Source organism: Neobittarella massiliensis (ex Bilen et al. 2018) (assembly GCF_900289145.1).
In the GTDB taxonomy this organism is placed as follows: domain Bacteria; phylum Bacillota; class Clostridia; order Oscillospirales; family Ruminococcaceae; genus Neobittarella; species Neobittarella massiliensis.
This window is the reverse complement of sequence record NZ_OKQO01000004.1, coordinates 242,266-264,527: the sequence shown is the minus strand read 5'-3', so window position 1 is coordinate 264,527 and position 22,262 is coordinate 242,266. Positions and strand designations below refer to the sequence as shown.

Sequence of the window (22,262 nt, the reverse complement as noted above, 5' to 3'; positions counted from 1 at the left end):
CATTTATAGTTACTGCAGCTTTTTACCGCATTCCGGACAGAATTTAACTGGCTGTTCTCCCTGCCAACCGCAGTCAGGGCACACCGTACCAGGTTCTGGGCCCTCTGGCCGTTTAGCGCCACAATTCGAGCAGAATTTCCCCTTGTTCTCCTGTTGTCCGCAGGCCGGGCAGGTCCACACCGCCGCCGGAGCCGGCTTGGCGGCTCCGCAGTTCTGACAGAATTTTCCGCCATTATCTTTTTCACCGCAGGCCGGGCAGGTCCAACCCGCTGGGGCTGGTGTTGGGGTTGGAACTGGGGAGGGAGTCGGTTCAGCCCCGCTAGCTGCAGCTGGCTCGGGCTGCTGGCGCTGCATCTGTGCCTGGTTGGAGGCCGAGGCAGCACCCACAAAGCCACCGCCTACCTGCGACCCCATGCCCATACCCATAAAGGCAGCCGCCGCACCGGCGGAGTTGCTGCCGGCAGCCTCCATACCGCGGGCCATGGCTCCCTGTACATAGCCCTCACGAATGCTGGCGTCGGCGAGCATAGCGCCCTGATTGCGCTGATTGATGAGTTTTTTCGAGTCCTCATCGTACGAGATAGAGCTGATGCCCACGCTCTCGACGATCATACCGCGCTTTTCGTTCCAGTCGTCGTCCAGCACGGTGGACATGTAATTGGCTAACTGCTGTCCCTTGGAGGCCACAAAGGAGATGCGCTCCCCATCGGCCGACATCTGGTTGATGGAGGTCTGCAGAGCGGTGAGGAACTCCGACAGGTACAGCTTGTGGATATCGGTGATGTCCACTTTAGCGGCGTTGCGGGGGATGGCCTCAGCGTAGAACTTGAGTGGGTCGGTTATCTTGATAGAGAAGAATCCATGGGCCCGCAAAAACAGTTCGGCGCCATAGAAGTTATCGAAATAATTGATGGGGTTGACGGTGCCGAAGGCAATATTTTTGATCTCCTGTAGGTTGATGAAATACACCTTTTGCTGCAGGGGGCTCACGCCGCCGAACTTCACCCGCTCAAAAGTCTCTTTGAGCGCCTCGCCAAACTGCCCGTTAAACAGCGAAGGAGCCGAGGAGTTATCCACCTTATAGTAACCGGGCTCAGCGGTGTAGTCCACTACTTTGCCGCCATCTACCAGCAGCATGAACTGGTTTTGGTTCACCTGGATGATGGACCCGTTGGAGATCAGGTCGGCAGTCCCTTTATAATTCTGGTCTCTCCGGTCGCCCTGACGCACCTTTACACCAGGCGACATCACGGTATCATCGCCCATATCATAGGCCTCGTATACCTCTAACCACTGGTCGGCTAAACCGCCGCCGATGGCATTCATGGCTGCTTTAATAATGCCCATAGCCTGTTTCCTCCTTCGTTTATGCGCGCGAGCTGTCGCTCGGCGTCGAAAAATCTGTAGACATCCACATTATAACACAGATATGCGTCTGCTCCGATAGATTTGTATTCGTCAAATAAAACTTTTTCGGCCGCTGATTTTGTTGATTTTGCCGACAACCCCTACCCCAAATGTGGCACAGCTGTGCATATGCGGCTGCGGGTGGGGTGTGCTATACTGGTGGTAGACAATGCGTTTGGGCCGGCTGGGTGGCCGGCCCCATCTGCGAGCAGAGAGGAGTCTTGTAACAATGACAAGGTACGACAAGATACTGGGCAACCTGATAGGTGGCGCTATGGGCGACAGTATGGGTGCCCCCACCGAGGAGCGCTCCACCGCCATGATCCTGCGCGATTTTGGCGGCTATGTGACCGAGTTTTTAGATTCGCCGCTCGACACCTGGGCCCACGGCGCCGCTGCCGGTATGGTCACCGACGACTTCTCGCTGGCCTATTTCACCGCACAGGCAATTGCTGAAAACGGCGGCCACGCCACCACCGAAGCCGCCCAGAAGGCACTACTCAAATGGTGCGAGTACCCCGAGTACTTCGACTATAATGTCGGCCCCACCACCCGCGCTGCCATCGAGGCCATGAAGGGGAAAAAAGTGGAGAAAAAGCCCGGCGCTATCACTCCGGCGGCAGATAACGGCAAAGCCACCAACGGTGCGGCCATGAAGATCGGCCCCATGGGTCTGTTCTCCGGCGGCGATATCGACCGGGCCATCGACGATGCCATCACCGTCTGCCTGCCCACTCACCGCAGTGATATCTCGCTCTCGGGTGCCTGCGCCGTAGCCGCCGCCGTGGCCAAGGGGCTCGACCCGGCTGCCGGTATCTACGAGATGGTGGAAGCCGGCCTGTACGGCGCCCGCCGCGGTATGGAACTGGGCGGTAAGGTCGGCGATCAGGCAGCTGGCCCCTCGGTCGAAAAGCGCATTTGGCTGGCGGCCTCTATCGGTATGAAAGCCGGCGGCGACTGGGAGAAAGGCATGTGCGAGGTACGCGATATCATCGGCAACGGCCTGATGACCGTTGAGGCGGTACCTGCCGCTTTTGGCCTGTTCGTATCTGCCGGGGGCGACGTGATGAAAACGGTATATGGCGGCGCCAACATCGGTGGTGACACCGATACTATCGCCTGCATCGCCGGCTGTATCGCCGGTACTTATGCCGGCACTGCCGGTGTGCCGGAACGCTACCTCGACCTCATCGAGGAGAAAAACAAATTTGATCTGCGCGGTTTGGCCCGGCAGATAGAGGAGCTCTTATAGTGGATGAGCTTTGCCCCAATGTCTGGTTGCAGCGGCAAAAAGGCGGCTACTTTAAAAATGGTGACAGTTACTGACTCTGTGTGCATAGCGGGGGCATACCCCGCGCTACACAGACGAAAGTGAGGGTTATTATATGCAAAAAGAACAATACGTCATCTGTGTGGGCAGCGGCGGAGTAGACAACTACTTTACGCTTCCCCACTGGCCCAAACTGGGCGTGCAGATCGTGGCCCGGCCCATTGGCAAATATGTGGGTGGTCTGGTCTCTAACGCCTGCAATGTGCTGGCCGGTTACGGTGCCCACACCTATCTTATGGGCATGGTCGACACCACCCCCGACGGTCAGTTCGTACTCGATACGCTCAAAGCCGGCGGGGTGGATATGGCCTATTACCGGCAGGATAAAAATTATACTGCCTGCGTCTGCAACATCTATCTGGTCGACGGCGAGCGCACCATTTTTGTGGGCATTCCCGAGGAGCACGAGCGCTTTTCCTTCACCCCTGAGCAGATCGAGGGGCTCTGTGGAGCGGCCTATATCTACACCACCCTCGACCAGATCGAGGGCATTGAAAACGGCTATGAAGTCATCACCAAAGCCAAGGCGTGCGGGGCCACGGTCTGCGTGGATATGGAGAGCTATCAGCCCGACGAGATCCATCAGAAATACCTGCCGCTGTGCGATATCATCTTTGTCAATGACCACGATTTCGAGGTGCTCTCGGGCGGCAAAGACGAGCTCATCTACTGCAAGACACTGCTGGAAAACGGCGCCAAGCTGGTGGTCATCACCAAAGGCAGTAAGGGCGGCAGCGTCTACTCTAAAGATATGTTGTTTGACTACCCCGCTTTTCCGGTCAAGGCGATCGACACCACCGGGGCTGGCGACACCTTCAACGCCAGCTTTGTCTACGGGCTGCTGCAGGGCATGTGCCTGAAAAAGGCGGCCGTATTCGCCGCTGCCGCCGCGGCGCGGGCCGTAACTCAGCTTGGCCCCCAGGGCGGGGTGACTGATGTGGCTACCGTACAGGACTTTATGCAGTCTTATGGCCAACAGTAAAACTGTTTTGCGCACGGGCAGCCGGCGACGGCTGCTACACATACAACCGTAATATTTAATATTTCAGGAGGAACACGATTATGGAGCGTTATAAGAGAATTTTAGGCGGCCTCACACTGGCTGCTGCGGCTGATTCGATCGGCACCGTCACCGAGACCAGATCTATGGACCTGATCAAAGAGTATTTCGGCGGCTTTGTACGCGATTTCCGCCAGGCACCGGAAGACACCTTTGCCCGCGGCGCCGAGGCCGGCCTTGTCAGCGACGACTTCTCGCTTGCGTATTACACCGCATTGGCCATCATCAAAAACAAAGGCGTCATCAACGACAAGACCGCCTCTGATGCTCTGCTCGACTGGGCGGCCGACCCCCGCTACTTTGAGGCCTTTGCCGGCCCCACCACCAAAGCTGCCGTTTATGCCCTGCAGGGCCATCCGGTACAGGGTCCCTACCCCTTCTTGGCCTGCGACAACGCCAAGGCCTCTAACGGTTCGGCCATGAAGATCGAAGCGGTCGGCTACATCCATCCCGGCGACCTGGATGCTGCCATCGACGATGCCATCACCATGTGCATGCCCACCCACGGCAACGATATCGCACTGTCTGCCGGCTGCGCGGTAGCAGCCGCCTGTGCCAAAGCCATGGAGGACGACGCCGACCTGTTTAGCATCGTTGAGGCCGGCCTGTACGGCGCCCGTGTGGGCTACGAAAAAGGCGGCAAAGTCGGCAAGCGGCTGGCTGGCGCCTCGGTCGAAAAGCGCATCAAGCTGGCCGTCTCCATCGCCATGCAGAGCGAGAGCTTAGAGGATGCCATGCGTGAGATCGCCGCCATCATCGGCTGTGGCCTGCGCGCCAACGAGGCAGTGCCCGCGGCGTTTGGCCTGCTCATTGCCGCCAAAGGCGATCCGGTCGAGGCTATCCTGGCCGCTGTCAACATGGGCGACGACACCGATACTGTGGCCACCATCGTCGGTTCTATCGCCGGTGCCTATGCCGGTATCGATGCGCTGCCGGCTCACTACCTAACCACCATCGATCGGGTCAACAAGTTCGATCTTGAGGGGACCGCCAAAGCCCTTGACGCGCTGATCGACTAAACTTACCCTACACATGTATGCGGGCGCGCCCGCTACCGGGATACCCGGCCCAATACACAGGGCCGGGTATCTTTTGAGCAGGCGCCCCTTTTTACCCCAATACTTCTTTTCATAAGAGAGGCAAGAGATCTATGAGCGATAAAAACGACCGCTATGTAGTGTTCATCGGCGAAGCCTGCATGGACGAGTACTACGAGACCAACCGCTGGGGCCAGATGGGAGACAAGATGATGCTGGTGCCCCAGGGGAGCCTGGTGGGGGGGATGGTGCCCAACGCCGGTGGAGTGATGGCCGGCTACGGTCACCAGACCTATCTTATCGACGCCCAGAGCGACAGCCCGGTCTGCCGCCACATCAAGGAGGAGATCCGCAAATCGGGCATGAACGTCGACTACGTCATGCTCGACGAGCAGATGGCCGACCCCAAATGTATCATCGTCACCCAAGAAGGTGAGCGAGTGGTGTGCGTGGTAGATACAAAGCGCGCGCCTCGCATCATAACGCCCCGCCATCAGCAGCTGTTAAATGGGGCCACCTATATCTATACCATTATCCGCACACTGCAGCAGATCGAAAATGCTCCTGCCGTTTTAGATGAGGCCAAAGCCAACGGCTGTAAACTGTTTTTGGATGTGGAGGGTCTGGTAGAGGAGGATAACGACCTCACCTACATCACCCGCGCCAATACGCTCTCTTTTAACGATCAGGGGTTCGACGCTTTTCGCAAACAGCAGTCAAAAGAGGAGTGCCTGCAAACGCTCTTTGGTTACGGGGTCGAGGTCGTCGTTATTACCTTGGGTGCCGACGGCTGTGAAGTACACACCCCCGAAAAAAGCTATCGGGTAGCCGGTATCCCCACCAAACCGATCGACACTACCGGTGCTGGTGACACCTTCAACGCCAGCTTTGTCTACCGCATGCTGCACGACTATCCGCTGGATGACTGTGCGCGTTTTGCCAATGCGGCAGCCGCCAGAGCCATCACCGTATTTGGTCCCCGCGGCGGCATTTGCGATCTGTCTACCATTGAGCAGCTGGTAAAAGAGCACTACGGCAGAGTCTGACTCCCCGGTGCCCCACAATACCTCATACAGCGAAACAGTATTCCACATGCATAAAGACCGGACGGAGCTATGATGCTCCGCCCGGTCTCGCTGTATATCGGGTGTCATACCTATTAAAATCTGTCTGTTTATATGAGATCTACCCACAGCTGCTTGTGATACAAGTAACAAGAGCGCTGCTGCTCCTGCCACTCAGGCCCAGCACGATCTCCCGCGTCCCCGCCCGGCAAGATCCCCAGTACGCGTAAAACTGGTATGTACAGCCCGAATCTGTAAAGAGGTGGATCTTATTCCCCTGCTCTTTTTGCTCTAACGCACGCAGCAGCAACGTTTCTATACCACTGTCTATTGTGCGGGGTCAACGGCAAAAAGCCGATCTCCCCCTGCGGTGTACAGCGCTCTTGAAAGGATCGGAGCATCTCCTCGTTCGCCGTGTCGTACAGGTCTGCGTGCCCGCTGTAAAACACTTATAACAGCAGCGACACCGCCTTCACCTTTACCTCTACCAGTACCCCATACAGTACCGGCACTCCCAGTTTTGGCTGCCCTTCTATATCCGCCAGCAGTACGCCCACCAGCTTTTCGTCGATGTATACACCGATCGCCTTGGTGGCGCGCGTCATCTCCAGCCATCAGAAGTAGCGGCTGTACACCCACAGCTCCACTGCATTTTTGGTGCACCAGTCCAGGTGTGCGCCCGGCACGATCATCGCTTGCGCAGCACGGTAATCGCCGCGGGCCAGCGATCTGAACTCTACTGTCATACGGTCTCTTCTATACCAAAAAGCGCGCCCGGTCTCATCCGGGCGCGTTCACTTCCAAAAGCTGTTTTCCAGCCGATACTCTATTCCTGCATATACGTCAGCAGCTCCACCGTCTGGTCGACATCCACACAGTCCTCGTGCCGATCTAGCGCGGTCAACAGACCCTCATCAGCAGAGGTGTGGTCATCACTGCCCTTTTTCTGAAGACCCCGCCGCAAAAGGCCGATGAGCAGCCGATGAGAAAAGACCAGCTGGTCGTACTCCAAATTGCCGCTGTAGTGAAACACCCGAATGGCGGCCCGCATCTCGGAATTAAAGTTGTGGCTGTCTACCTGCCGATAGTAGCCGGCATCGCTACAGGGGGTCAGGCCCACTGTAAAGGCAGCCATCTTTTTGCCCCACAGCTGGGGCAGGTATTTTTTGATCTTTCCTATTCCGGCCATTTTTCCAGCATACAGCCCACCGCCGAATACCAGTTTCTCGTACTCCAGCAGCTGGCCGGCATCGATCTGCTCCCAGCTGTACAGGTCGGCGCCCAACTCCTGGGCGATATAGCTGGCATAGCGGCGCGTACTGCCGTAACGGCTCTTGTAGATCACTGCCGTGGTGTTCATGTATCTTGCTCCTCAGTCGTATTTTCAGGGGGGCCGGCAGCCGAACGGGCGGCCTTCTTTTGGGCCCGCAGCTCCTTAAAAAAGTTGCCCAGCAGCGCCTGGCAGCGGCCGACCTCTACCCCGCCCTGCACGGTGTGGGGCAGGTAGGTGAACCGCTGGGAAAACAGGTCGGTCACACTGCCACAGGCGCCAAATTTAGGGTCGCTGGCGCCGTAGTACACCTGGTCGATACGGGCGTTGATAATGGCCCCCGCACACATGCTGCAGGGTTCCAGCGTCACCAAGATCGCACAGCCGGGCAGCCGCCAGCCGCCCAAGTTGCGGCAGGCCATGTCTATAGCCTTCATCTCGGCGTGGTCCAGCGCATTTTTGGTGTGCTCGCGGGTGTTGTAGCCCCATCCCACGATACGGCCCTCCCGCACCACCACCGCTCCTACCGGCACCTCTCCCTGAGCGGCGGCGATCTCGGCACACTCGATCGCCGCCGCCATAAAGCGCTCTATCTCCTCGGGGCTGAGCCGCTGCGGCCCGCTCATCCGGTAAGCCTCAACTGTCCCAACAGCAAAAATAGCACTACGCCCGCCGCGATGAGAAACCCGCTGGACGAGACGAAGGTGGACAGCTTGGTAGTCAGGGTATTTACGTCCTCTAAGTCGGTGATGGCAAACATACTGCTGCTGCGCCGAGCCATCAGGATCACTGCCAGGATACCGCCTAGCAGTACCAGCGCACAGGTGCTCCACAAAAACACCTGATAGGCTCCCCGCCCCATCAACGGCTGGGCCCCCTCCATAAAAATGGCAAAGGCACTGTTGAGACCGTGCAGGATCATACAGGTGTAGATCGAGCCAGATTTTATAGCCACATAGCCCAAAAACAGGCCCACAAAAAAGGTTCCCGGCACCGATACCACACTGCGACAACCCATGGCGAACACCGCAGCACTCACCACCACGGCAAAGCGGTCGCCCATGGCCCGCAGCGGCTGCAGCACTGCGCCCCGGTACACCAGTTCCTCCACCACTGCCGGCACTACCGACCACAGCACCGCATATACCGCCAAACTGCGCCAGCTGGTGCTCGACCCGGCGTACTGCTGGATAAAGCGCACACCACCGCGGGCGGCCATGCTGGTAAACAGCCCCGAGAGCATACTGCCTACCACATTGAGGCCCAGCAAAAAAAGGCCCGCCATACACAGGTAGGGCAGTTGTGCCCGCCGACGGGGCAGATCCCGCTTGGGCGTATAACCCAGCAGTGCACCGACCAGCAAAAAAGGCAGCAGCAGACTAAATATGTAGACCAGGAGCTGGATGGTGTAGAGTGCCGGGCGCGAGGCCAAGATATCGCCGTTTTCAAGCACGCTCACTCCCGGCAGCACCGGCGCCACCACCCGCAGCAGTGTACTCGAGACCACTGAATTTAAAAATACCGACAGCATCACCCCAAAGCCCAATACATTGGCTGCCCGGCGGATCTTGGCGCGCTGCAGCTCACTGCGCGACAGCCGTATAAAGCCGTAGCCCGGGGCGTAGGCATACCCCTCCTCGTCCTCGGGGGCCAAGTCGGGCCGCAAGCCCACACCGGTGTGACGGCGCAGTGGGTCCTGCTCGGGCTGCATTTGGGCAAACACCTGCTGCCCGTTCTCGCTCTCGAAAAATCCATTCTGCCGTGCCACTGGCTATCCCCCTTTGCTGTCAGGTATGTGGCGCCAAACTGCGCCGAGCGGGGGCAGGTGATCCAAAGTACCTGTCCCCGCGTAAAGGATACATAAATTGTACCATCGGCACCGGTCAAAATCAATCGCTATTGTTTGAACAAAGCGTAAATACGCCCGTTCGACAGCGCCGGTCTGGGCTTTTTTATCCAGGTGCTGCCATTGATCTCAAGATATGGTATACTGTCTATACTTGTACCGTTTTATAAGAGAGGAGGTCTTTATATATGCCCCGAGAACAGATCACCCGCGCCGGGCTCATCGGCCGTTTTTTGCGCGGGTCTGCCCATCACTTTGTCAGCGCCATCGTTTTTTCACTGGCCGGCACTGCCCTGGGCGCTCTGCTGCCGCAGATCGTCAAGATGGCCGTCGACAGCATACTCGGCGGACAGCCCAGCTTTTTAGACCCGCTACTGGCAGGGTCCATTTTGGGTCAGGCACCTGGCACTCGGCGCGACCTGCTGCTGGCCGCCGGGCTCATCCTGCTCATTTCGGCCCTGGCCTGGCTATCGCAATACCTCTACCGGGTCAGCATCGCCCGCGGGTCAGAACGCTTTACCAAGTCCATGCGCGACACGCTGTACAGCCACATTCAAAAGCTGCCCTACGCCTGGCATATGACCCACCAGACCGGCGAGATCATCCAGCGCTGCACCTCTGATGTAGAGGTGGTGCGCAGCTTTGTTTCGAGCCAGCTGCTAGAGGTGTTTCGCACCAGCTCGCTGCTGGGCATCTCGCTGTGGGTCATGTTTTCTATGAACATCTCCATCTCGCTCATCGCCACCGCCTTTTTACCGCTTATCCTGCTCTATTCGGCCATCTTTTACCGCCAGATAGCCCGCCGCTTTTTAGCGGCCGACGAGGCCGAAGGCGAGCTCTCATCGGTGGTGCAGGAAAATCTAACCGGTGTGCGCGTGGTGCGGGCCTTTGGCCGCGAACAATTTGAGCTGGACCGCTTCGACGAGAAAAACACCGGTTTCGCCAAACTGTGGATCAAGCTCGGCTATCTGCAGAGCTACTACTGGGGCATTGGCGACATGATCACCAGCCTGCAGATCATCGCCGTCATTGTGGCCGGTACAGTCCAGGCCACCAGCGGCGCCATAACTCTGGGGGAATTTTTGGCGTTCTGCTCTTATAATCTCACCCTGATCTGGCCGGTGCGCAGCCTGGGGCGCATCCTGTCTGAAATGAGCAAAGCCGGCGTCTCTATGGACCGGGTGCGCTACATTTTAAACTGCACACCGGAAAGTGACCGCCCCGGCGCACAGCGCCCCCCGATGGATAGAGACATCTCTTTTTCACACGTCACTTTTGGCTACGACCGGCAAAAGCCGTTGCTACACGATATCAGTTTCACGATCCCGGCCGGTACCACACTGGGTATTCTGGGCGATACTGGCTCGGGAAAATCGACACTCATCCACCTGCTCGACCGGCTGTACGATCTGCCGCCAGACGGCGGCCACATCACCATCGGCGGCGCCGATATCGCTGATATCGAACTCGCCTGGCTGCGCCGCAATATCGGCATGGTCTTGCAAGAGCCGTTTCTCTTTTCGCGCACTGTACACCAAAACATTGCCGCCACCCACCCCGACGCCTCTCCCGAGGAGGTCCGCCGCGCTGCCTCAACCGCCTGTGTGCACAGCGCTATCGACCGCTTTCCCGACGGGTATGACACACTGGTGGGCGAGCGGGGCGTCACGCTCTCGGGCGGGCAAAAACAGCGGGTGGCTATTGCCCGCATGCTCATGCAAAATGCCCCCATCATGGTGCTCGACGACTCGCTCTCGGCTGTCGACGCCGAGACCGACGCCAAGATCCGTGCCGCCCTGGATGCGCACATGCACCAGAGCACCGTGATCCTCATCTCGCACCGGGTCACCACACTGCTGCACGCCGACTGTATCATGGTGCTCGACGGCGGCCGGATCGCCGAAATGGGCACCCATCAACTGCTGCTGCAAAAAGGCGGTATTTACCGCAGTATCTACGATCTGCAGCTGCGCGGTGAAGATGCCGCCAGCTTAAAAGAGGGAGGTGTGGGCCGTGAAGCAGACTGAGCGGCAGGCGCGCGCCAAGCGCAGCATTGACGGGTCTGTGTGGAAGTCGCTGCTGCCGTTTTTGCGCCCCTACAAAAAAATATTGGCGGCGGTGGTGGGGCTCAACTTGCTGGTGGCTGCCATCGATATCTCTTACCCTCTGTTTCAGCGCTATGCTATCGATCATTTCATACAGACCGGCACGCTGCAGGGCCTGGGTGTTTTTGCCCTGTGTTACCTGGCTGTCTGCACATTGCAGGCGCTCTCGGTGGTGTTTTTTACCCGCGGCTCTATGGTGGCGGAGATGCAGCTGGGCAAAGACCTAAAACGGGCCTGTTTTGTACAGCTGCAAAAGCTCTCTTTTTCCTACTACAACCAAAAGCCTGTGGGCTATCTGCTGGCCCGGGTCATGAGCGATACCAATCGCATTGCCGGCTTGGTGGCCTGGAGCCTGGTCGATATTCTCTGGGCGCTGACCTATGTGCTGGGCACGTTTTGCGCCATGTTGGCCCTAAATGCCCGGCTGGCACTGCTCATTGCGCTCATCGTACCGGCTATCAGTCTGCTCACCGTCTATTTTCAAAAGCGTATTTTGCGCCAAAACCGCAAGATGCGACAGCTCAACTCTACCATTATGGGGGCTTACAACGAGGGGATCACCGGGGCCAAGACCTCTAAAACGCTGGTCATCGAGCAGCAAAACGAGCAGCAGTTCTCACATCTCACAGGACAGATGCAGCGCGCCTCGGTCAAGGCCGCCCGGCTGGGGGCTGTCTATATCCCCACCGTAGTGTTTTTGGGGTCGCTGGCCACCGCCATCGTGCTGGCCAGCGGCGGCAATATGGTCGCCGAAGGCGCGTTGCTGTTGGGCACATTGTCGGCTTTTATCAGCTACGCCGTCAGCATCTTCGAACCCATTCAGCAGATCGCCCGCATCCTCTCGGATGTCATTTCGGTACAGGCCAATATCGAGCGGGTAAACAGCTTGCTCTCCCAGCAGCCCGCCATTACCGACAGCCCCGCTGTGACCGCGCGCTACGGCGATGTGTTCAGCCCTCTAAAGCAAAATTGGGAACCGCTTGTCGGCGATATAGAATTTCGCGACGTCTCGTTTAAATACCCAGATGGCGGCGATTATGTGCTGCGCCACTTCGATCTGCACATTCCCGCCGGCACCACTGTGGCCATCGTGGGCGAGACCGGTGCCGGCAAGAGTACGCTGGTAAACTTGGCCTGCCACTTTTTTGAGCCCACCGAGGGTCAGATCCTCATCGACGGGCGCGACTACCGCGAGCGCTCACAGCTGTGGCTGCACCAAAATATCGGCTATGTGCTGCAGAGTCCCCACCTGTTTTCTGGCACTGTGATGGAAAATATCCGCTACGGACGGTTGGACGCCACCGACCGGGAAGTTATTGCCGCGGCCGAGAGCGTTCATGCCGACGCAGTTGCCGCCCGCCTTAAAGACGGCTACCAGAGCGATGTGGGTGAAGGGGGCGACCTGCTCTCTACCGGCGAAAAGCAACTCATTTCTTTTGCCCGGGCGGTCCTCTCTGACCCGCGTATTTTTGTGCTGGATGAGGCCACTTCTTCTATTGACACCCGCACCGAACAGCTCATTCAAAACGCCACCGAAAAACTGCTGCAGGGCCGCACCTCTTTTCTCATTGCTCACCGCTTGTCCACGATCCGCAAAGCTGACGTTATACTGGTAGTCAAAGACGGCCGGGTGGTGCAGCGCGGCACCCATCAACAGCTGCTGCAAAAAGGCGGCTATTACCGCGACTTGTATACCCGCCAGTTCGAGGAAGAATCTGCCCTGCAAGTACTGCGGCAGGGCCGTGTCGAAAAGTAGTTGCGGCCCCTTTACTGTCGCACAAGGTTGCACAAGCAAATAGAAAAAACACCGGCAAGAGCTGTCTCCAACAGCGTCTTGCCGGTGTTTTTTAGCAGAAACTGCGATCTTAAAGTGCGTCGAGCTCCTGTTTCCACAGTGCGATACTGGCGTCGCTGGGCATCCGCCAATCCCCCCGGGGCGACAAGGTAATCGAGCCCACCTTGGGGCCGTCGGGCAGACAGGACCGTTTAAACTGCTGAGAGAAAAAGCGCTGGTAAAATACCCGCAACCAGCGTACGATCGTCTCGTGCCGGTACTCTTCGGCAAAGGCGTGCTCGGCCAAAAAGCAGATCTTTGCCGGGGAAAAGCCAAAGCGCACCACATAGTAGAGAAAAAAATCGTGCAGCGCATAGGGTCCTACCAGATCCTCTGTTTTTTGTGCGATCTGGCCGTTTTTTGCCGGCAACAACTCAGGGCTTACAGGCGTACTTAAAATGTCCTCTAGCACGCTTTTTAAGCGTTTTCTGCTGTGCTCTGCCACATAGCTCACCAGGTGGCACACCAGAGTTTTGGGGACCGAGGCATTGACGGCGTACATCGACATGTGGTCGCCATTATAGGTGGCCCAGCCCAGCGCCAGCTCTGACAGGTCACCTGTGCCGACTACCAGGCCATCTGTCTGGTTGGCTAGATCCATCAGCAATTGGGTGCGCTCACGGGCCTGGGCATTTTCGTAGGTGATATCGGCGATATGCGGGTCGTGGCCCAGATCGGCTAAATGGCCCGTAACAGCAGCTGTAATATCGATCTCGCGAAAGGATACCCCCAGTTCGGCACATAGTTCAGCGGCGTTTTTCCGCGTGCGGTCGGTCGTGCCAAAGCACGGCATACTGACCGCCGTGATATCCCGGTGCGGGCGTTTTAAGAGTTCTATCGCACGCACCGTGACCAGCAGGGCAAGCGTAGAATCCAGCCCGCCAGAGATCCCGACGACAGCCGTTTTGCAACCTGTAGAAAGCAGCCGTTTTTTAAGGCCCTGGGCCTGCATGGTCAAGATCGACTCGCAGCGGCGGGCACGGTGTGCGCTGTCGACAGGCACAAAGGGGAATCTTGCCACCTCACGGCACAGTGGCGTACATATCGGCCGCTGCTCAAAATATACCGTGCGGTATGCCCCATCAACAGGTGGGTAGGTGCTCATACGGGTGCGCTCTGCCCACAGGCGCTGCAGGTCGATGTCGGCGACGAGCTGCCCGTTTTCAAATAGGGGTGTCTCGGCCAATACGGTGCCGTTTTCGGCGATAATATTATGGCCGCCGAACACCATATCTGTGCTGGACTCCCCCTCCCCGGCATCGGCGTACAGGTAAGCACAGCACAGCCGGGCTGACTGGCTGCTTACCAGCTGGCGGCGATATTCCGCTTTGCCCACCGTCTCGTCGCTGGCGGAGAGATTGCAGATCACCGCCGCACCGGCCAACGCGTGGGCGATGGAGGGCGGAGCAGGCACCCACAGGTCTTCACATATCTCGACAGCAAAGGTGAAGTTGGGCTTGGCACCACTGGCAAAGAGCAGTTGCTCGCCAAAAGGTACCGTCTGTCCCAACAGCTCTATATCCCGAACTGCTACTGGGCCGGGGGCGAAGTGGCGCGCCTCATAAAATTCGGCGTAATTGGGCAGGTTGCGCTTAGGGACCAATCCCAATATGCGCCCCTTTTGCAGAACAGCAGCACAGTTATACAGCTTGCCACCCATCTGCAGCGGCAGGCCTACCACAGTGATCATATCGCTTTGACTGCTGACTGCACACAGCTGCTGCAATGCCTGTAGCGCCCCCTGTTGCAGAGTATGCTGCAAAAACAGATCACCGCAGGTGTAGCCGGTAAGGCCCAACTCTGGCAGTACGAGCAAACCGGCTCCAGCGCGCTGGGCGCGGTCCATCTCCGCTGCTGTCCTGCGTGCATTATAGTTGCAATCTCCCACCTGCACAGCGGGGGTAGCCACTGCCATCTTGACAAAACCATAATCCATCTGTACATGCCCCTCCTCTTGCCGTTTTATCTGCACTTCATCATACTGCCCACACCGTGCCGCTGGCAAGCGAATTTGTCACGAACTGGCGCTTTGTGGGACGCAGACCGCACAGAAAGTTCCAGCCATCGTAAACATTGCCCATATACAGGATCTGGCAACACAGACACACTAAAAGAGAGACCGCCATATGGCGGTCTCTCTTTCGTTAGGCAGTAGACATATCTCTACTGTTTTGTGTTTGATACTACTGTGCGTTCACAGCCTCGGGATCGTCTTTCTGGTCGTTATCCTTGCGGCGTTTGATGCACAGGATCGAGATGATCAGCTGTACCACGGCAATGATGAGCATCAGCAGGGTCCATTTATCGGTAAAGATCATGGGATTGCGCATGTCCTCGGTGAGGAAGAACACAATGATGGAACCGATACCAGGTACCAGGCTGAGCAGCCGCCAAATGCCTTTGCGCTTGAGGATATCGGCATCTTCGTCGTCCTGACGGGCGTACTGGCTGTTTTCATCTTCATCTTTCTTGTGGTTTCTGCCCAGGATGTAGCCTACGATCAGCAGGACCGATACCAGAGCGGTAGCGATAGCCAGCAGCAAGTTGAGCAGCGCCCAGCTGGATTGCGACTGTGCAAGCGGGGTCTCGGGATCCTGGATCTCTACTTCAGGTGTGTCGACCTCAGGGGTAGCAGGCTCTTCCACAACAGGGGTCTCGGGGGCAGCCGGGGTATCAGGTGCTGCAGGGGTCACCGGAGTTACGGGACCTGCAGGGGTGGCGTCGGTCGGCGGAGTGGTCGGCGTGACGGGTGTTACCGGAGGCACGACCGGGGCCGGCTCAGCCACATAGTTGACGCGGATGACATCGCCATCTTTGACCTGATAAGGCAGCTCTACGCTGTAACTGCTGAACTGATAGCCGTCGTAGGTGTTCTGGGCGATAGAAGTCACTTCGGCAGTATCGTCACCAACCCAAACACGCACGGTCACCTGTTCGGTATCGCGGGCAGCGGTCTCGCCCTCCACCCAGTGCTCAACAGTGTAGGTGATCTCTTTTTGCTGGTCGTCATCGCGCACATAGTTCACGCGGATGACGTCACCGTTTTTAGCCTGGTAGGGCAGCTCTACGCTATAGCTGTCAAACTTGTAACCGGTATAGGTCTTCTGCGCAACAGCCGTTACCTCGGTGGTATCGTCATTGACCCAGACAGACTTGGTCACCTGTTCGGTATCGCGGGCAGCGGTCTCACCCTCTACCCAGTGCTCAACAGTGTAGGTGATCTCTTTTTGCTGGTCGTCATCGCGCACGTAGTTCACGCGGATGACGTCGCCGTTTTTAGCCTGGTAGGGCAGCTCTACGCTGTAGCTGTCAAACTTGTAACCGGTGTAGATATTCTGGGCGATAGCAGTGACTTTGAATGTGTTATCGTTGACCCAGATCTTTTCGGTTACCGGCACGCGATCGCGGTAGGTTTCTTCGCCCTTTACCCAGTGCTCGACATAGTAGGTCAGTTCTTTCTGCGCCGTGAGGTCTTTTTCGTAGTAGACTTTGATGACGCCGTTTTCAGACACTTCGTACGGCAGCTCGACATTATAGGCGCGGAACGTATAGCCGGTGTAGTCTTTCAGCTGTACAGCTGTTACGCTGTAGCTGTCGGCCGCAGCCCAAATATCCACTTGAACCTTCTCGCGGTCGCGATAGGTCTCTTCGCCGTCGATATAATGCTCTACGTAGTAGGTGAGTTTTTTGGTGTCATCGGGGTTGATGGTGTAGTTGACACGGATGGTCTGGCCGTTATAAACGGTGATCGGCGTAGCCACTTGACTGCCATTTACAGTGTAGTCTTTAAAGGTATAACCGGCAAAAGTCTTTTCGTCGACAGCGTTGACTTTGTAGCTGTCGCTCTCGACCCAGATCTGCTCGGTCTTTACTTCACGGGCTGCATAGGTGCTCTCGCCTTCCAGCCAGTACTCTACATAGTAGGTCAGCGCCTTGGTGTCGTCGTAGTTCTCGGTCCAGTGAGCGGTATAGCTGCGATCTCCAGTCGAGCCCTTAACTACCTGCACCGTCATGGTGGGGGCAGTTAGGTCCGTACCAGTCCAACCGGCAAAGGTATAGCCGCTTCTGGTGGGATTGTTCAGGGTAAATGTCTCGGTCTCAACATCGTAGTGTACGGGGTTCTCTTTGCCTTCGGGCAGAACGCCTTGAGCCAGATCGTATTCGATGTCGTAGCCGATCTTCTCCCAGTTGGCGGTGTAGCTGCGATCACCAGTAGAACCTTTCTCCACGGTGACCGTCTTGGTCTCGCCCTCCAGGTCGGTACCGGTCCAACCGGTAAAGGTGTAGCCGGTCCGAGTGGGATTATGCAGGGTAAAGGTATCGGTCTCGATGGTGTATTTGGTGGGGTTCGACTCGTCCTGAGCCAAGCTGCCGCCGGCCAGTTCGTAATCGATACGGTAGTCGATAGCCTCCCACTTGGCGGTGTAGACACGATCGCCAGTAGAACCTTTCGTCACGGTAACAGTCTGGGCTGTACCGCTAAAACCAGTCCCCTCCCAACCGAGGAAGTTGTAGCCGCTCTTGGTGGGGTTATGCAGGGTAAAGGTATCGGTCTCGATGGTGTAGGTGGTGCGGTTCTCGGCGACGGTAGCACCATCCAGGCCGCGGTACTGAATGTTATAGATCTCCGGCTGCCAGTTGGCAGTGTATGCACGGTTGCCGGTAGAGCCTTTTTGCACCGTTACCTCTTTAGACATACCATCGACATCTGTACCGCTCCAACCCAGGAAAGTATAGCCGTCTTTGGTGGGGTTATTGAGGGTAAAGGTCTCGGTATCTACACTGTAGCTGGCGGGGTTCTCTTCGACCACAGCGTTCTCCAGGCCGGCATACTGAATGGTATAGCTGTCTTTGGTGAAGTTGGCAGTATACTCTCTGTCGCCGGTGGAGCCCTGCTCGATGGTGACTACCAGCGTAGCGCCACTGAGACCAGTACCGGTCCAACCAGTAAAGGTGTAGCCCGCTTTAGAGGGATTATTGAGGGTAAAGGTCTCGGTGTCAACATTGTAGCTGGTGGGGTTCTGTACGTTTTCGGCCAGCTCGCCACCATTTAAAGTGTACTGAATGTTGTACTCATTGCGCTGCCAGGTGGCCACATAAGCGCGGTCGCCGGTAGAACCCTTGGCTACGGTCACTTTTTCGGTGGGGTCGATAAGGCCGGTACCGGTCCAGCCGGTAAAGGTATAACCCGCTCTGGTGGGATTATTTAAGGTGAACGTATCGGTCTCAACATTGTAGCTGGTGGGGTTCTGCTTATCTGCTGCCAGCGAGCCGCCATCCAGGTCGTAGCTGATCGAATAATCGATGCGCTCCCAGTTGGCCGTGTATTCGCGGTTGCCGCTGGAGCCCTGCTCCACCACTACTTGATCGGATTTGCCGTCAATGCCGGTACCGCTCCAACCCAGGAACTTGTAACCCGCTTTTTCGGGGTTAAAGAGGGTAAAGGTATCGGTCTCAACGGTGTAAGTCACCGGGTTTTCGTTGCCTTCGCCCAGCGTAGCGCCGTCCATTCCCTTATAGGTAATGGTAAAGGCGGTGGGGGTCCAACGGGCGGTAAAGGTAGTATCGCCCAGGATCTTGTAGTCCTTATAGTTGGCGTTGACCAGCGTATTGTTGTGATCTTTCCAACCCAGGAAGTCGTAATTGGTGCGGTCGAACAGCTTGCCGGCAACGGTGTAGGTGTAGTTTGCCGGGTAGATGGCCTCGTCGGTGATCGAGCCATCGCCAAAGCCGTCTTTGTAAGTTACGCTGTACTCTTCGTAATCGGGGATCTCATCCGGGCCTTTGTCGGGGCCGTTTTGATCGATCGCCCAAGCGGCGTAGAAGGTGATGCCGCCGCTCGTCATCGGCACCTTTGTACCGGCCGGATAGAAGACGATATCGGCCGACGGGGCCTGAGTAAACGGCTCATAAGCGGTAGTGGTCCAGCCCAGGAACACATGATCGGTGTAGCTGAGTGCATCGCCCGACTTAACAGTGACCTCGTGGCCCTGCTTATAGGTCTTATCATCCTTTACTTCGCCGCTGCCGCCGTTGGCATCGTAAGTGACGTTATAGGCAGCTTCGGTGTAGTAGAAGTTCACTACGTTACCGGTCTCTTTGATCTCGATCTGCACGCTGTCAGCACCGTCCAGATTGTAGACCTTGCCATTTTTCTGGATGGTGGCCGGCGCGGTAACGGTGACCGTGTCGCCGTGGGTCTGGCCGCCTACTACAGAGGGCTCCCGCAGCACATTGGCCGGATCAGTACCTTTTTCAAGGTAGTTGACGGTGTAGCTGAGGTCGGTGCGCAGAGTGTAGTAGAAAATGACCACATTGTTTTTGGGGTTCTCGCTGATGGTCAGCTGCTGGCTGCTCTCGCCCACCACGCTGTAGCCGGCGATACCTTTGGCATTGACTGTCAAGTCATCACCGTAAGCGGCTTTGGCGGTGTAGGGGTCAGCCAGTTTTTTGTTGGTACCCTGCTCTAAATACTTTACGGTATATCCGTAGTTATTGCGGGTGTAGTACAGGTTGAGGGTCAGCGTACCGGTGCTGGGAATGATACCCGTATCGGTGCTGATTGCACTCTGGTAGGTAAAGCCCGTGTAGTCTTTGGCACTGGCTGTTACTTTGGCGCCGATAGCGCCGGTCTTGGTCGTATCAGACTCTTTGAGCTCGTAACCGCCGCCCAGTTTCTGTACGTAGTGGTTAACGGTGTAGCTGACCTGTGCATTTTGAGTGTAGTAGAATTTAATGACATTCTTCGACTCATCCTGCACCAGCTGCAGCGTTTTCTGGTAGGCATCAGGGGTGTAGCCGGCAATGTTCTTGTAGTTTTCGGTGACCACTGCATTTTTGCTGGTCATGGTCTTTTTGCTGTGCTCTTTTTCAGAACCGTCGGCGTTTTTAATGATGTAGTAGACGGTGTAGTCTACCTCGGTAAACTTTTTGTAGGTAAAGACGATCTCGTTACCTTTGGCCTTGAGCGTGGTGCTCTTGGTCAGGGCCTCCGGCAGATAGCTGTCGATGACCTTGGCCGTCTCGGTGACGGTGCTGCCCATGGTCTGGCCGGTCACGGTCTTAGGGTCAGCCAGTTTTTTACCGTTTTCATCCACATATTTTACGGTGTAGGTGATATCGGTACGGGGCGACCACTTGGCCTTGAGGGTAAAGTCGCTGTGTACTTCGCGCGCAAACAGGTAGTGGGCGTTTTCACCGGTCTTGTACCAGCCCTCGAAGGTATAGCCCTCACGGGTGGGCTCTTGGGGCTCGCTCACCAGGCCACCTTTGGTGATCTCCTGGCTGTTGATGCTGCCGCTGCCGCCATTCAAATCGAATTTGACCGTGTATACCGGCGGGTCCCACTTGGCGTAGAGCTGAAGATCACCAGCGGGCATCGTGGCATCGTTCCAGTTAAACTTGCTTTCGGGGTAAAGCTCTTTTGTGGTATACCAGCCACCGAACGTATAATCGGAGCCAAAGGGATTGGTGGTAGGCACGTAATTGTATTTCTCTATATTGGCTTCGTATTTGACTTTGCTATAAGACTTTTCTACCTGATTGTTATTGTAGAAACTTAGAGTATACACATCGCGGCTATAGTAAATATAGCCGACTCGGTTATATTTGTTACCGTCTTTTTCATAGTTATCCCAACCGGTATTTTTAAAGCCGGGAATAGTATAAGTACTATTTTTATCTATAGTAATCCCACTACTATTTGTCTTGTAAGATACGGTTGCATAAATGTCATAGTAGATGCCATTTTTATAGATACGACCACCGCCAGAGCGCTGAGTCAAAGACTCTACACAGTGGTAAGCAGTATATTTATAAGAGCCACTCGTTACCGTACCATATAATACAATGTTATGATTTTCCATGTATTTAAGGTTCAGTAAATAAGAGCTAGAGCCTGCTTCTCTATGCCATTTAATAGTCTCCTCAGGAGTTGGCCACTGGTCTAGGATCTCTTGACCATATTTGGCCGTAATAGTCCACTCTGATTTAGTCGTATAGTCGCGTGGATCATCTTCGTCATCGAAGTATCCATCATTAAAAACTTTAAAAGTAATTGTATAGGTCCCGCGGTCATAGTACACGTTTACAACCGTGCTGCCATCACCATTGACGACTACATTTTTATCGGTCTTGGCACTGTTAAAAACATAGCCCTGCGTGGGATTCGTGTCACTGCCGCTGACTGTAGTGCCCGGACGCGCATACATTGTTTTGATGCCGCCGTAGTCATAGCCGTCATTGGTCGCATTTTCCAGCCAGTAAACAACTGTATATTTTGTACTGCTTTTAGGTTCCCACTTAGCATAGACGCTCTGGTCAGTAGCCGGCATAGTGCTGGGGTGCTTATAAGCATTTTCCAGTGTCTCATCTACATACCAGCCGGCAAAATCATAACCCGCACGAGTGGGATCACTAGGCTGCGAAACATCAGCGCCGTACAGGGCCACTGTAGGATCTATATAGCTGCCCCCATTTGTATGGTAATAGATAGCATACGTATTGCGGTCGTAGTAGACCTGCAGCACGGTACCGCCATCAGCGGCCACCTCGGCACTGGGCAGATCACCTTTTCTGGTAAAACCGGCATACTCTCTATCCGGGGCGGTCACTACAGTACCGGTGGTGGCCGAAAGAGGCAACTCGTCTACCACGTCGTAGCCACTGCCGTCTACCTTTTGCTGCAGGTACTGTACCTTGTAGGCGGTACTGCCGTTAGCCAGGTAATATACCGTATAAACTTTGTCCTCGGTCACGCTGTCGATGCTGATATCGACGATACTCTGATCGGGGCTAAAGCCCACCACATCGGGGGAGATGACCCGGTCGCTAAACGACTCGCCGGCGATAACGCTGGCCACATAGGGCTGAGCGGCAACGCGGGTGCTGTTCTCGTAGAAATAGTTGATGGTGATGGTACGGGACTCTAACTTCTTATACTGGGCGGTGACATCCAGGTCGGAAGTCACGTTAGAAAAGTCTTTGTCCCAGCCGTCGGCCACCCAGCCATCCCGACCAGGATGCTCTGGCGCAGTGGCGGCCTTACCGTCTTCTACCTGCTGGGCCTCGCCGATCTGGCTGCCGTCCCAATCGTAGAAAGTTACGGTGTGTGTGGCTGTATCTCCCTCTGCAGCCTGCACAAAGGCAGACAGCGGCAGCAGGCCAAAAGACATAACTGCCACCAGCATCAGGGATATCAGCCGACGTAAACCTTTTTTGTGTTTCATCTCGACACCTTCCCTCTTGAACCATAATGTGAACCTTTTCGTTCACCTGTGTGTGCTTCTAATTTTTGTGTAGATATCCGAT

14 protein-coding genes are annotated in these 22,262 nt (G+C 56.2%); 6 read left to right on the top strand and 8 right to left on the bottom strand.

Annotated elements, in window-relative coordinates:
- Positions 1–9: 9 nt before the first annotated feature.
- Entirely contained in the window at positions 10–1,347 is a 1,338-nt protein-coding gene (locus C6Y32_RS07240; protein WP_105204631.1) for an SPFH domain-containing protein, read from the bottom strand.
- A 289-nt stretch (positions 1,348–1,636) separates the two neighbouring features.
- On the opposite strand from C6Y32_RS07240, the gene C6Y32_RS07235 reads away from it, so the two are divergent.
- The 4 genes from C6Y32_RS07235 to C6Y32_RS07220 all read left to right on the top strand — a co-directional run bounded on the left by C6Y32_RS07235 (position 1,637) and on the right by C6Y32_RS07220 (position 5,880).
- Entirely contained in the window at positions 1,637–2,659 is a 1,023-nt protein-coding gene (locus C6Y32_RS07235) for an ADP-ribosylglycohydrolase family protein (protein ID WP_105204630.1), read from the top strand.
- A 133-nt stretch (positions 2,660–2,792) separates the two neighbouring features.
- Complete coding sequence (locus tag C6Y32_RS07230) at positions 2,793–3,719, top strand: carbohydrate kinase family protein (RefSeq protein WP_105204629.1); 927 nt, start codon at positions 2,793–2,795, stop codon at positions 3,717–3,719.
- 80 nt (positions 3,720–3,799) lie between these two features.
- Positions 3,800–4,816 carry an ADP-ribosylglycohydrolase family protein gene (locus C6Y32_RS07225; RefSeq protein WP_105204628.1) on the top strand — a complete coding sequence of 339 codons (1,017 nt, stop codon included), beginning with the start codon at positions 3,800–3,802 and terminating at the stop codon, positions 4,814–4,816.
- 131 nt (positions 4,817–4,947) lie between these two features.
- Entirely contained in the window at positions 4,948–5,880 is a 933-nt protein-coding gene (locus C6Y32_RS07220) for a carbohydrate kinase family protein (RefSeq protein ID WP_105204627.1), read from the top strand.
- Positions 5,881–6,347: 467 nt separating this feature from the next.
- On the opposite strand, the gene C6Y32_RS15350 is transcribed toward C6Y32_RS07220, so the two are convergent.
- The 5 genes from C6Y32_RS15350 to C6Y32_RS07205 all read right to left on the bottom strand — a co-directional run bounded on the left by C6Y32_RS15350 (position 6,348) and on the right by C6Y32_RS07205 (position 8,936).
- Positions 6,348–6,503 (bottom strand): hypothetical protein, encoded by a 156-nt coding sequence (locus tag C6Y32_RS15350; protein ID WP_164998174.1) that lies wholly within the window; start codon positions 6,501–6,503, stop codon positions 6,348–6,350.
- Between the two features lie 9 nt (positions 6,504–6,512).
- Positions 6,513–6,644 carry a hypothetical protein gene (locus C6Y32_RS15750; protein ID WP_279386207.1) on the bottom strand — a complete coding sequence of 44 codons (132 nt, stop codon included), beginning with the start codon at positions 6,642–6,644 and terminating at the stop codon, positions 6,513–6,515.
- Positions 6,645–6,724: 80 nt separating this feature from the next.
- Entirely contained in the window at positions 6,725–7,258 is a 534-nt protein-coding gene (locus C6Y32_RS07215) for a flavodoxin domain-containing protein (RefSeq protein WP_105204626.1), read from the bottom strand.
- Positions 7,255–7,794 (bottom strand): nucleoside deaminase, encoded by a 540-nt coding sequence (locus tag C6Y32_RS07210; RefSeq protein ID WP_105204625.1) that lies wholly within the window; start codon positions 7,792–7,794, stop codon positions 7,255–7,257. The genes C6Y32_RS07215 and C6Y32_RS07210 overlap by 4 nt, the downstream gene beginning before the upstream one ends.
- Positions 7,791–8,936, bottom strand: coding sequence for a CPBP family intramembrane glutamic endopeptidase (locus C6Y32_RS07205; RefSeq protein WP_105204624.1), 1,146 nt, complete (start codon positions 8,934–8,936; stop codon positions 7,791–7,793). Before C6Y32_RS07205 ends, C6Y32_RS07210 begins: the two co-directional genes overlap by 4 nt.
- Positions 8,937–9,202: 266 nt before the next feature.
- On the opposite strand from C6Y32_RS07205, the gene C6Y32_RS07200 reads away from it, so the two are divergent.
- Positions 9,203–11,041 carry an ABC transporter ATP-binding protein gene (locus C6Y32_RS07200; protein ID WP_105204623.1) on the top strand — a complete coding sequence of 613 codons (1,839 nt, stop codon included), beginning with the start codon at positions 9,203–9,205 and terminating at the stop codon, positions 11,039–11,041.
- Positions 11,028–12,875, top strand: coding sequence for an ABC transporter ATP-binding protein (locus tag C6Y32_RS07195; protein ID WP_243562598.1), 1,848 nt, complete (start codon positions 11,028–11,030; stop codon positions 12,873–12,875). The genes C6Y32_RS07200 and C6Y32_RS07195 overlap by 14 nt, the downstream gene beginning before the upstream one ends.
- Positions 12,876–12,984: 109 nt before the next feature.
- Here the strand turns inward: C6Y32_RS07195 and C6Y32_RS07190 are convergent, their stop codons facing one another.
- Positions 12,985–14,889 (bottom strand): NAD(+) synthase, encoded by a 1,905-nt coding sequence (locus C6Y32_RS07190; protein WP_105204622.1) that lies wholly within the window; start codon positions 14,887–14,889, stop codon positions 12,985–12,987.
- A 247-nt stretch (positions 14,890–15,136) separates the two neighbouring features.
- The gene (locus tag C6Y32_RS07185; protein ID WP_105204621.1) at positions 15,137–22,180 is read right to left on the bottom strand and encodes an InlB B-repeat-containing protein; all 7,044 of its coding nucleotides are present in this window, start codon (positions 22,178–22,180) and stop codon (positions 15,137–15,139) included.
- Positions 22,181–22,262 lie beyond the last annotated feature (82 nt).